Genomic DNA, 12,086 nt, shown 5'->3' with positions numbered 1-12,086 from the left:
GAGAGAACTGGAAAGCTTGCTCAATTCGCGTAAGTTTTACTATGGATGAAGGAGAATGACCATGATTTTGTTAAAAAAGAACGCTGCAACACGTCGAATTTCCTTGGCAGTTACGATGGGGATTTCGCTGTTCCTGCTGCCCGTACATTCCGGCGCTGCTGATAGCCTGAACCCAAATCAGCCTGTTGCTGAATCAAAGACGAAAAAGGTGGCCATTGTCATTGATGACTTTGGCAACAATATGGAAGGCACAACCGAAATGTTGAATTTGCCCATCCCTTTTACAGTAGCTGTGATGCCTTTTCTGCCCTCTACCAAGCAAGACGCTCAATTAGCACATGACAAAGGCCATGAGGTCATCCTGCACCTGCCTATGGAGCCGGTGCGAGGTAAGAAGAGTTGGCTTGGTCCGGGAGCCATTACAACGGACTTATCCAACGATGAGATTCATAAGCGGATCGTAGCGGCAATAGAGGATGTCCCTTATGCGATAGGGATCAATAATCATATGGGCTCTAAAGCGACAGCCGATGAAAGAGTCATGAATATTCTTGTTGATATCTGCAAAGAGAAAAATCTCATTTTACTGGACAGCCGCACGACACCGCATAGCTTGATAGGGAAATTGGCGGGCCAGAAGGGCGTTCCATTTTCGGAAAATCAGCTGTTTTTTGACGACCTCTATACCTACAGCCACATTAGCAAGCAGATGGTAAAGTTCAAGAAATTTGTGAAAGACAGAGAGCTGGTTATTGCAATTGGGCATGTAGGCCCTCCAGGCAAGAAAACAGCTCAAGTCATCAAAGAGGCTATTCCAACTATTCAAAAGGAAGCAACCTTCGTTCCTCTTTCGCAAACGGTGAATCTTAACGCGAGATAGTAGAATTATTAACCATCCCAAAGTATTCATCTACAGCCCGGGCAACGGCATCTGAGAGTTTGGCTTGATGGTGAGAGCTGCTCAGCAACTTACGGTCGGATTTATTCGAAATAAAGCCGAACTCCACGATCACAGCCGGATATTTGGTATTTCGGAGCACATAATATTTTTTTCCGAGAATAGGCAATTCCTTTGAGCCGTACACACGATTAAGTGAGTTTTGCAGCAGATTGGCAAACAGGATACTTTCGGATCGATTTTGGTGAAAAACAAGAGGCCCTCGTCGATCTGGTTTACCCGACCAGTTAATATGCATGCTGAGCATCATTTTAGGCTTAATCGTGTTGGCTATTCCGGATCGTTGTGCTAAATCTTTGCGGTGTCTTCCTCCAAAGGACCATTTATTATCTTGGCTCAAGGCATAATCATCGGTTCGGTTGATAATGACACGGTAGCCTTTTTTCTGAAGTAGTTTGTACGTCTTTTTAGAGATTGCTAAATTCATATCTTTTTCTTGGTATTTGCCGTATCTAGCTCCGGAATCAACGCCGCCATGGCCTACATCAATAATGATATCGGCATAAGGGAGCAGAGGATTTCCTGCAAAAGCATAAGCATCAGAGCCTGCTGCTGCGAGGAGGAAAAGAAAAAGTAGGACGATCGTCAATAAGCGCTTCAAAATGCCACATCCTTTTGCATGAAAGGTCATCTCTTATCCTTCTTCATAAAGGGAGCTTACATACGTCATTCAAAAGTTTGCATGGATTGGATTAACCTTCTTTTACACGGGAATAATGGAAGTTATCGCTAAGGTTTACGAACGTTTTGCTAAAGCAAAAGCAAAGGCGAACTTATGGATGCTATTTTGCATTAGGCAAAACTCTAAGGAGGTAAAACAAATGAGTCTAAGTATTATTTTAATGGTAATTCAAGTGTTTTTTGCGGTTGTTATCGGGCTGTATTTCTGGAATTTACTGCGTAACCAACAGACGAATCGTACTGCTGTCGATAGAGAATCCAGAAAAGAATTGGAGAAGCTCAGAAAGCTTAGATCCATTTCACTGACAAAGCCGTTATCGGAGAAAACGAGACCTTCCTCCATGCAGGATATTGTTGGCCAAGTGGAAGGCTTGAAGGCTTTGAAAGCTGCTCTGTGCGGTGCTAACCCACAGCATGTTCTCATTTATGGCCCTCCGGGTGTTGGTAAAACCGCTGCTGCCCGCGTCGTTTTGGAGGAAGCGAAGAAAAATCAAGAATCTCCATTCCGCGCGGATTCTAAGTTCACGGAGATTGATGCGACAACAGCTCGCTTCGATGAGAGAGGGATCGCCGATCCCTTAATCGGTTCTGTTCACGATCCCATTTATCAAGGTGCAGGTGCAATGGGCGTTGCGGGAATTCCGCAGCCAAAGCCAGGCGCTGTGACCAAGGCGCATGGGGGCATTCTGTTCATCGATGAAATCGGTGAATTGCACCCAACGCAAATGAACAAATTATTAAAGGTGCTGGAAGACCGTAAAGTATTTCTTGAGAGCGCGTATTACAGCTCGGAAGATACGAATATTCCAGGTTATATCCATGATATATTTCAAAATGGCCTTCCTGCGGATTTCCGTTTAGTGGGGGCTACGACCCGTACGCCAAGCGAAATTCCACCGGCTATTCGGTCACGGTGTCTGGAAATTTTTTTCCGCCCTCTTTTACCGGAAGAAGTCGGAGAGATTGCACGCAAAGCTTTGGATAAGATCGGCTTTAAGAAATGTGAAGCTGCCGTCGGGGTTGTCATGAAGTATGCAACGAACGGTAGGGAAGCTGTGAACGTTATTCAACTTGCAGCCGGTATTGCTTTGTCGGATAAAAGAGATGAAATTACGGCTTCCGACATAGAATGGGTTGTAAATTCATCACAAATTCCTCCCAGACCTGAACGCAAAATACCTGCTCAACCGCAAGTTGGATTTGTTAACGGGTTAGCTGTTTATGGTCCTAATTTAGGTACCTTGCTTGAGATTGAAGTATCAGCTATTCCGATCGCTGTCGCAGGTACAGGGAAATTCAACATCACAGGTGTGGTGGATGAAGAAGAAATGGGAGGAGGATCAAGGACGATTCGCCGAAAAAGCATGGCTCGCGGCTCAGTAGAAAACGTGCTGACAGTCCTTCGCAAACTCGGATTTAACACCTCCGATTATGATCTGCATATTAATTTTCCCGGTGGTGTGCCGATTGACGGGCCTTCTGCCGGTATTTCAATGGCAACAGCTATCGCATCTGCGATACACAGGATTCCAGTCGATAACAAACTGGCCATGACGGGTGAAATGAGCATACATGGGAAAGTCAAACCGGTAGGCGGCGTAGTCGCGAAAGTGGAGGCAGCATTCCAAGCTGGAGCAACCAAAGTCATCATCCCGAAGGAAAATTGGCAGGAGATGTTTGCCGATTTGCCAGGCGTAGAGGTCATTGCTGCGGAATCCATTGAGGAAGTTTTGAGTGCTGCGCTGGGAATTGAGCTTCATGACAATGTCATTCCTATGCCTGTTGCCGCAGAAAGAACAATTGCTTCATCGACTTTGCCGATTCTGCATGCGAATTCACAGCATACGATTGATTCCTAAATTCAGCTGCGATTACCTTACATGCCGCGTTAGGTACTAATTGGTGTTTTCTGTGCAGTTTTGATAAAATGTAAAGGGCAACGGATGAATACAATAATGAGAGACTTTGAGCAGGGCTCAGAGCTCCCTATATATGGAGGTGCAGAGGATGGGACCCGGAAAAATCAAGGTGCGCAGATTGCCGCTATTGCCTCTAAGGGGACTGCTGGTTTATCCGAGCATGGTTCTACATCTGGATGTAGGGCGGGAAAAGTCGGTTAAAGCATTAGAGCGGGCAATGGTGGATGACAGCATGATACTCCTCTGCTCTCAATCTGAGATCAACATTGAAGAGCCTTCCAAAGAAGATATTTATCGCATCGGGACAATTGCTAAGGTGCGGCAAATGCTGAAACTGCCGAATGGAACGATTCGTGTCTTAGTAGAAGGCGTGTTGCGTGCTGAGATTGTAGAGTACCTCGTGAATGATGAATACTACGAAGTGACAGCCAGAGAGCTGCCTGAGCAAGAAATAACGGATCCAGAGATTGATGCGCTGATGCGTACCGTCCTGAATCAATTCGAGCATTATATCAATTTATCCAAAAAGGTGACGCCAGAGACGCTCGCAGCTGTATCTGATATCGATGAGCCAGGCCGTTTAGCTGATGTCATCTGCAGTCATTTGTCGCTCAAAATCAAGGATAAGCAAGACATTCTGGAGACCGTGGATGTGCGCGAGCGGCTTGAGAAAATGCTGAATATTCTCAATAATGAGCGAGAAGTGCTTGAACTGGAGCGCAAAATCAGTCAACGCGTCAAAAAGCAAATGGAAAAAACGCAGAAGGAATATTACCTTCGCGAGCAGATGAAAGCGATCCAGAAGGAACTTGGCGATAAGGAAGGCCGCGCAGGCGAAGTTGATGAGCTGCGGAGCCAATTGGCGGAAGCTGAGCTGCCTGACAAGGTGCGCGAGAAGGTTGAGAAAGAAATCGACCGTCTGGAGAAAATGCCGGCAACCTCTGCAGAGGGTGGCGTCATTCGCAACTACATTGATTGGCTGCTCGGACTGCCTTGGTCCAAATCGACTGTAGATGATCTTGATTTGAGCACCGCCGAAGACATTCTCAATGAGGATCATTTCGGACTTGAGAAACCGAAAGAACGCGTGCTGGAGTACTTAGCTGTGCAGAAGCTAGTCAAGAAGCTGAAAGGTCCTATTCTTTGTCTGGTCGGTCCGCCAGGGGTCGGTAAAACGTCCATCGCCCGCTCTATCGCAAGATCAATGGGCAGACAGTTTATACGCATCTCGCTCGGCGGTGTCAGGGATGAAGCTGAGATCCGCGGCCATCGCCGCACGTATGTTGGAGCTATGCCCGGCAGGATCATTCAAGGGATGAAAAATGCCGGAGCCAATAATCCCGTTTTCTTATTAGACGAAATCGATAAAATGGCCATGGATTTCCGCGGTGATCCTGCATCGGCGCTGCTGGAAGTCCTGGATCCCGAGCAAAACAGCACTTTTAGTGATCATTTTATTGAAGTTCCGTTCGACTTGTCCAACGTCATGTTCGTCACAACCGCTAATGCCGTTCACAATATTCCGCGTCCTTTATTAGATCGGATGGAGGTTCTGTACATCCCAGGCTATACGGAAATTGAGAAAATGCAGATAGCCAAGAAATATTTGCTGCCGAAGCAAAAGCGAGATCATGGATTAGAGGAAGATCAACTTGTCGTTGATGACGCAGCGTTGATGAAAATCGTCCGTGATTACACACGAGAGGCCGGCGTTCGTAATTTAGAGCAGCAAGTTGCCGGGATGAACCGTAAGGCAGCCAAGAAAATCGTGTCCGACCCATCCACACCGGTGCATGTAACGGAAGAGAACCTGAAGGACTACTTGGGTCCTGTTAAGTTCCGGTACAATGTAGCGGAAGAGAAGGATCAGATCGGAGCGGTCACAGGGCTTGCATGGACGGAAGTCGGTGGAGATACGCTGGTCATTGAAGTGACCGTGATGCAGGGTACAGGCAAGCTGACGCTGACAGGTAAGCTCGGAGATGTCATGAAGGAGTCCGCACAAGCGGCGTTCAGCTATACGCGAACACGCGCTGATGTGCTTGGGATTGCTCCTGACTTCCACGAGAAGAATGACATCCATATCCACATCCCGGAGGGTGCGATACCCAAAGATGGCCCTTCCGCGGGGATAACGATGGCAACCGCCTTGATCTCGGCTTTGACGAATATCCCGGTTTCCCGCTCAGTGGCGATGACAGGCGAAATTACACTTCGCGGCCGCGTACTGCCAATCGGAGGACTGAAAGAAAAGGCACTTGCTGCGCATCGTGCTGGTATTCGTACCATTCTGCTGCCTCAGGATAATGAGAAAGATATCGTCGAAATTCCAGAAAGTGTCCGCGATGAGATGACCTTTATACCGGTCAGCCATATGGATCAAGTGCTCGAACATGCACTTGTGAAGAATAGACCGCCAGCTCACGTCGGATAACCATAGAAAGTAGTTGAACATTCTTGAAAGTCAATCAAGCTGAGTTTGTTATCAGTGCGGTTGGACCTAGCCAATATCCAGAGGATGCCTTGCCGGAGATTGCTCTGGCAGGGCGTTCTAATGTCGGGAAATCCTCGCTCATTAACTGCTTGATCTCCCGCAAGAACTTGGCCAGGACCAGCTCCCAACCGGGCAAAACCCAAACACTGAACTATTATAAAGTGAATCAGGACTTATATTTTGTTGATCTTCCGGGTTACGGCTACGCGAAAGTATCCAAAACAAAAAGAGAGCAATGGGGAAAGTTCATTGAGAATTATTTATTGAACCGTGAAACGTTGCGACTTGTTATGCAGTTGGTAGATTTAAGACATCCGCCGTCCAAGGATGATCAAGCGATGTATGAATGGTTAAGACATAACGATGTGCCTGTTCTCGTGGTTGCAACGAAGGCAGATAAGATTCCCAAAAGCCAATGGGCCAAACATCTCAAAATCGTGAGAGAAACATTGGGAATGGATAAAGGCGTTCAGCCGCTGATGTTCTCTTCAGAGCTCACGCTCGGGAAGGACGAGCTGTGGGGGATCCTGGAGCAAGCTATTGCTTATGGAGAGCCGGAAGCAGAAGCAGCTGAAGCCTCGGCTGGAACGATTGAAACAAACGAAGAAGCAAGCCAGCGAGAACCGTCCTGATTCTAAGGGCGGTTTTTGCGTATAGTTGAGCAAGATGCCAAAAGAGAGAGGAAATCAAGAAGAAGTACACAGGAAAGTGAGGTTTTCTAGGGAAAATTTACTGGCATTCCGTATTTCCTTGGTTTTTTCAGAATATTTGGCGGATTATCATGAAATGCACGCAGGAATATTAATGCCGCTTGTAGTATAATAATAAACAAGGTAATTGTTCATTGCTTGAAAACAAAGAATCGAGGGATTTTTATGGCACAAAGGTTAGCGACTGAATATGTCAAGACCTGCCTCCAGTTAACAGAAGCCGAGATGTTCAGGTTTTTTCAAATGTTCGTGGACCATCAAGTGACTTTGCAAGTGAAGGTTTTGGAAAATGGCAATCAAGAGGTTGTTTTTCAAGATGGTGCAGGTCAAGAAATCGTCCTTTCATTTGAGAAGAAATCGGGCCTATATGAATGTACAGGATCCTGCAGATTAAGTAATACTTTACTGGCTAATTTAATGCGAAAAGCTGTATCAGAGTTTAAAGGAAGCGCAACGGTAAACCGAATTTATTCCAGTTATACCATGGTATACTACTATGAACGCGGCACGGTTGTGAAGATTGAAGAAGTTAAAGGGCAGTTGATAACGGTCATTTATGAGTTCCGAGATACCATTGGCCTCATGCAGGAAATGTTCCAAAAGAGAGAAGTCGAACAAGAGATCGAAATGATCTACGACCAAATTAACCATCTTCTCGACTTGCGCAATATGGTGCAGGATCAAGGAGAACATCAGCAGATCGACACTCGCCTCAATGAGCTCACACATCGTTTGTTTATTTTGGAGGCTTAACAACCACATATACATGCAAATGGAAGACCCGATTAAGGGTCTTTTTTGTGTCCAAATTACGACTTTTTGAGTCGAATGAACAAGTTAAACGCCTTCTACATAGATTAGTTATTGCGTGTTCAGATGAGAAGGGCTTTGGCAAAAAAAACTATTGCATTTCTCGTCGATAGATGTTATTTTTATTCTCGTTGAAACAATATAGGAACCAGGATTCACTCAGGACATTGAATGTTGCGAGAGATAATACCCTCGGGAAGTGAATGACGTAGGTCCTAGCGGATGAAATTTTTACACACATTTTATTCCTAGGAAGGGGGAACCGAAAGATGGAAACTGAATACTCAACTTTCGGAAGACACGTTGCTGTAGATACTTGGGGGGTAGATTTCGAACTTCTGAACAATGCAGAATGGTTGCAGGCTCAGATGGTAGAAGCTGCCGAGGTATGCGGAGCAACCGTACTATCTGTACAATCCAAGCAATTTGAACCACAAGGAGCAACTGTACTTGTTATGTTGTCCGAGAGTCATCTCTCCATTCACACTTATCCTGAGAGAGGTTTTGCCGCGCTTGACTGTTATACTTGCGGTGAGACAGTGGACCCTCAATTAGCAATTGATTTTATGGTATCCGTATTGAAACCAGAAACATTCCATGCGAAGAAATTAGTTCGCGGAATGGGTGAATTGCAAGTAGAAACTCCTGAAATTAAGCTAGCAGAGCTTGTGAAATAGGGTTCTGCACATAACAATAACGATGACCACGGAGAAATCCGTGGTTATTTGTTTGTCCTTCTTCCCATACAATGTTATTGCGGCACATGCGACATACGTGGCACATGTCCAAAAAGGGAAGCGGGGAGTTAACACAGTGAGACGAAAATTAACGAGAAAAGCAATCCTGTACAGTATTGTTCTGTTTCTCATCATTTGGCCCATCTATCAACTGTCTCAAATGCTTGGCCATCATAAAGAAGAGCATGACGCATCCCATCTGCTGTATCAAGTTTCGTTATTTCAGATGGAACTGTTAATGAGCTACCTGGAGGAAGCCGCGCAAAGCAAAACGACAGATGAGCTGGCGGCCAGCCAGCAGGCTTTATACTCTGCGGGCTACACGCATGAACGGCTTGTACTGGCGGCAGGGGGATCGGACTACCTCACTCCCATGTCCAGTATGATGCAGCTATCGCAGTACTTGCAGCGTCTGCAGATCGGCGGTGAACGGGCACTAAAGCCTGATGAACTGCAAACGCTCAAAGAAGCGGGGCTGCAATATAAAAGCATGTATGAGGTTTATGAGAAAATCATGGCCTCCAATGGGGATATTGTCTCTTCCCAAAATACGAAACTGGCGGAGCTCGATAGCAATTTAACGGCTTTTCTCCGCAAAAAGCTGCTTCAATAAATGGGCTTCTTGCCAATTCAGGTATAGGCGAGCCGAATGCTGTTAAAACTAACGAGCATAGCGAAGCATTCATAATTTATTCAAAAATTTTGTCGGATTGAATAGTTTGCTGTGCTATAATGTTCATAGAAAATGAAAGAAGGGCAGGTGGTACATTTGCATATCGTAACAGTTGGTCTTAATTACCGAACAGCTCCTGTTGAAATTCGCGAGAAGTTTGCTTTTTCCGAACAAGATTTGCCGATCGCATTGGCGGAATTGAAAGAAACAAAAAGCATCCTAGAGTGTGTAATTGTCGCCACCTGCAATCGCACGGAAATTTACGCCGTTGTGGATCGACCACAGATGTGCAATCATTATTTAACACATTTTATTGAGCGGTGGTTCCAAGTTCCCAAGGCTCAGTTTCAGAAACATTTATATATGCATGAAAATGAGAAGGCGATTGAGCATTTATTCCGCGTAACCAGCGGTTTAGATTCTATGGTGATAGGGGAAACCCAAATTCTAGGACAGGTCAAAGAAGCTTTTTTATCGTCCCAAAAAATGAAAGCGACGGGTTCTTATTTCAACACGTTGTTTAAGCAATCCGTTACACTAGCCAAAAAGGCGCATTCCGAAACGGGCATTAGCAATAATCCGGTTTCTGTTTCTTATGCCGCTGTGGAGCTCGGTAAGCGAATTTTTGGTACATATAACAATAAAACCGTTATGATTATAGGTGCCGGGAAGATGAGCGAGCTCACGGTTAAGCATTTGTATGCGAACGGGGCTAACAAAGTTATCGTCGTTAACCGTACGTTTGAACGTGCAGCCGAGTTAGCGGAGAAATTCAACGGTATTCCGTGCACCATGGACAAAATGGCATCGTATTTGCCTGAGGTGGATATTATTATCTCCTCGACAGGTGCTCCGGGTTATGTTTTATCCAAAAACGATATTCAGTCTTATGTCCAAAAGAGAAAATCGCGCCCACTGTTCATGATGGATATTGCCGTGCCTCGTGATTTGGATCCGCAAATTAGCGAATTGCCGAATGTGTTCCTTTATGATATTGATGATCTGGAGCATATCGTTGATAAACATTTGCAGGAGAGAAAGAAAGAAGCCGCCAAGATTGAGACGATGATCGAAACGGAAATCGGTGTGTTTGAACAATGGACAAAGACACTTGGCGTAAGTCCGGTGATTAACGCTCTTCAGGCGAAAGCCAGTCAGATTCACGAAGAGACGATGGAAAGCATGCTGAATAAGCTGCCAGATCTCGATGAACGTGAAATCAAAGTGATCCGCAAATTAACCAAAAGTATCGTGAACCAAGTGCTGCGCGACCCTATCCTGCGAATTAAGGAAATGGCGGGAGAACGCCATGGGGAAGAAGCGCTCGACCTCTTCACGAAATTATTTGCACTGGAAGAGACATTAGAACAACAAGAGCAAGCCAATCAATTAGCACAAGAGCTGGAAGCCGGGCAGAAAGCGCAGGAAGCGAAACAGCTTCTGGAAGAGAAGCTGTCCGTACGCGGCTTACATACCGCGGATATTCTGGCAAAATCTTGAGAATAAAGGCGCTAATCGCCTGGGAGAGGTGCCATGGTAACTCGTAGCTGGTTGTTTGATGCGATGATTTATATGTATGCCCTGAGCCTATTGTTTTACTTTTCGGATTTCGCAAATGCGAACCGAAGCGCAAAACGGATGGGGACGGGGCTCCTTTTATTTGTATGGGTCCTGCAAACCGTGTATTTAGCTATTAATTTATACAGCCATTTGACAGAATGGGCATTTGCCGGAACTGACGTCCTGTTTATGTTTTCATGGTTGATTGTAACCATATCTTTGTTGGTCAACCGATTTTTCCGAATCGAATTGTTCGTGTTTTTTGTGAACGTTTTTGGTTTCGCCATACTCGCCTTAAACATATTTGGAAACCCGAATGTCATGCCGATCAAAGCGGGTTGGGACGTCAACGATGAGCTCTTATTTATACATATTTCCCTGGCGATTGGCAGTTACGTGGCATTTTCCATTGCAGCGATCTTCTCTTGCATGTATGTGTTTTTACACAATATGTTAAAGGCTAAAAAGTTTTCTCAAACCGTGATGCGATTGCCTTCGCTTGAGAAAATTGAGCATTATACGTATTTTTCCGTCATTATCGGGGCTCCTTTGCTTCTGATGGCGTTAAGTCTTGGCGTGGTTTGGGTTGTCCTGGAGGGGAATCACAATTTGCTTTATGATCCGAAGGTGATTAATTCATTTTTCGTGCTGGCGGCCTATGCGTTCTATTTATTTCAACAGAAGTCGATGCGGATTTCCGGCTACAAATTAGCGGCTTGGAACCTGGCAGCTTTTTTCATTGTCGTAATTAACTTTGTTGTTTCCAACTTGGTTTCCGGTTTTCACGACTGGATATGGAGTTAATGAACATGAAGTACCCGTATCCGATTATGGTGAATCTGGCAGGAAGGCAATGTTTGGTGGTCGGCGGTGGACCCGTTGCTGAACGTAAGGTTTTCTCCTTGCTCGAAGCAGGGGCACGCGTGACGCTTATCAGCATGGAATTCACGGAGGGATTAGTCGAACTGGCGAATCATTCGGAAGTAGTCCTGCACAGGCAGACGTTTCATCCGTCTATGATGACCAGTGGCGAATTAATGCCTTTTACGCTGGTAGTTGCGGCAACCAATAGCGCTGAAGTTAACTCACAGGTCTATGAAATTGCAACCGCGCAGGGGAAGTTGGTCAACGTAGTTGATCAGCCGGAGCTTAGCTCGTATATACAACCTTCGGTTGTGCGAAGAGGGAAGCTGGTGATTGCCGTTTCCACCGGGGGAGCAAGTCCTTCAGCAGCACGTAAAATCGCTCGGGAACTGGATAACAATTACGGTGAGGAATACGCCATTTATCTTGATTTTCTCAGCGAGGTCCGGCTTCTCGTTCAAAGTAAAATAGCGGACAAACAAGCTAGACAGCGAATGTTCAAAGAAATGCTGGACTGGGACGTGCTGGGCAAAATTCGCGACGGTACGTTCGACAGTTGGAAGGACAAGCTTTACTTGGCGATAGAGAGAGGACCTTGGCCGAATGGATTAGCGGGTCAAGTGGATACAGACCGGCCTTCATGGTCAGCGATTACAGATTTCGGACAGCGAGTTTAGGAG

The 12,086-nt window shown here is 45.7% G+C and carries 12 protein-coding genes; 11 read left to right on the top strand and 1 reads right to left on the bottom strand.

All coding sequences use genetic code 11. The annotated features are described in order from the left end of the window. Nucleotides 1-61: 61 nt before the first annotated feature. Nucleotides 62-880: a divergent polysaccharide deacetylase family protein gene (locus RQP52_RS20840; RefSeq protein WP_379170871.1), complete on the top strand. Its 819-nt coding sequence runs from the start codon at nucleotides 62-64 to the stop codon at nucleotides 878-880. On the opposite strand, the gene RQP52_RS20835 is transcribed toward RQP52_RS20840, so the two are convergent. Beyond that, the gene (locus RQP52_RS20835) at nucleotides 867-1,559 is read right to left on the bottom strand and encodes an N-acetylmuramoyl-L-alanine amidase family protein (RefSeq protein WP_315953641.1); all 693 of its coding nucleotides are present in this window, start codon (nucleotides 1,557-1,559) and stop codon (nucleotides 867-869) included. The genes RQP52_RS20840 and RQP52_RS20835 overlap by 14 nt on opposite strands. 220 nt (nucleotides 1,560-1,779) lie before the next feature. On the opposite strand from RQP52_RS20835, the gene lonB reads away from it, so the two are divergent. The 10 genes from lonB to RQP52_RS20785 all read left to right on the top strand — a co-directional run bounded on the left by lonB (nucleotide 1,780) and on the right by RQP52_RS20785 (nucleotide 12,083). Then, nucleotides 1,780-3,498: an ATP-dependent protease LonB gene (gene lonB / locus RQP52_RS20830; protein WP_315953640.1), complete on the top strand. Its 1,719-nt coding sequence runs from the start codon at nucleotides 1,780-1,782 to the stop codon at nucleotides 3,496-3,498. A 148-nt stretch (nucleotides 3,499-3,646) separates the two neighbouring features. Further along, nucleotides 3,647-5,992, top strand: coding sequence for an endopeptidase La (gene lon / locus RQP52_RS20825; protein WP_315953639.1), 2,346 nt, complete (start codon nucleotides 3,647-3,649; stop codon nucleotides 5,990-5,992). Nucleotides 5,993-6,015: 23 nt separating this feature from the next. Continuing rightward, nucleotides 6,016-6,684, top strand: a complete 669-nt coding sequence (yihA, locus tag RQP52_RS20820; RefSeq protein WP_315953638.1) for a ribosome biogenesis GTP-binding protein YihA/YsxC — start codon at nucleotides 6,016-6,018, stop codon at nucleotides 6,682-6,684. 34 nt (nucleotides 6,685-6,718) lie between these two features. After that, a complete protein-coding gene (locus RQP52_RS20815) occupies nucleotides 6,719-6,874 on the top strand; it encodes a hypothetical protein (RefSeq protein WP_315953637.1) in 156 nt (51 codons plus the stop codon). 53 nt (nucleotides 6,875-6,927) lie between these two features. After that, nucleotides 6,928-7,515: a non-ribosomal peptide synthetase module gene (locus RQP52_RS20810; protein WP_127455281.1), complete on the top strand. Its 588-nt coding sequence runs from the start codon at nucleotides 6,928-6,930 to the stop codon at nucleotides 7,513-7,515. 326 nt (nucleotides 7,516-7,841) lie between these two features. Further along, nucleotides 7,842-8,249, top strand: a complete 408-nt coding sequence (gene speD, locus RQP52_RS20805; protein ID WP_127455282.1) for an adenosylmethionine decarboxylase — start codon at nucleotides 7,842-7,844, stop codon at nucleotides 8,247-8,249. Between the two features lie 136 nt (nucleotides 8,250-8,385). Next, nucleotides 8,386-8,922: an S-adenosylmethionine decarboxylase gene (locus tag RQP52_RS20800; protein WP_315953636.1), complete on the top strand. Its 537-nt coding sequence runs from the start codon at nucleotides 8,386-8,388 to the stop codon at nucleotides 8,920-8,922. 156 nt (nucleotides 8,923-9,078) lie between these two features. Continuing rightward, a complete protein-coding gene (hemA, locus tag RQP52_RS20795; RefSeq protein WP_315953738.1) occupies nucleotides 9,079-10,482 on the top strand; it encodes a glutamyl-tRNA reductase in 1,404 nt (467 codons plus the stop codon). Nucleotides 10,483-10,515: 33 nt separating this feature from the next. After that, nucleotides 10,516-11,346 carry a cytochrome C assembly family protein gene (locus RQP52_RS20790; RefSeq protein WP_315953635.1) on the top strand — a complete coding sequence of 277 codons (831 nt, stop codon included), beginning with the start codon at nucleotides 10,516-10,518 and terminating at the stop codon, nucleotides 11,344-11,346. 5 nt (nucleotides 11,347-11,351) lie between these two features. Further along, nucleotides 11,352-12,083, top strand: coding sequence for a precorrin-2 dehydrogenase/sirohydrochlorin ferrochelatase family protein (locus RQP52_RS20785; protein WP_315953634.1), 732 nt, complete (start codon nucleotides 11,352-11,354; stop codon nucleotides 12,081-12,083). The last annotated feature ends 3 nt before the right edge of the window (nucleotides 12,084-12,086 follow it).

This window comes from Paenibacillus violae (assembly GCF_032461945.1).
Classification (GTDB): Bacteria; Bacillota; Bacilli; order Paenibacillales; family NBRC-103111; genus Paenibacillus_E; species Paenibacillus_E violae.
The sequence above is the reverse complement of the archived record's forward strand: the minus strand, read 5'-3'. Positions and strand labels throughout refer to the sequence as shown.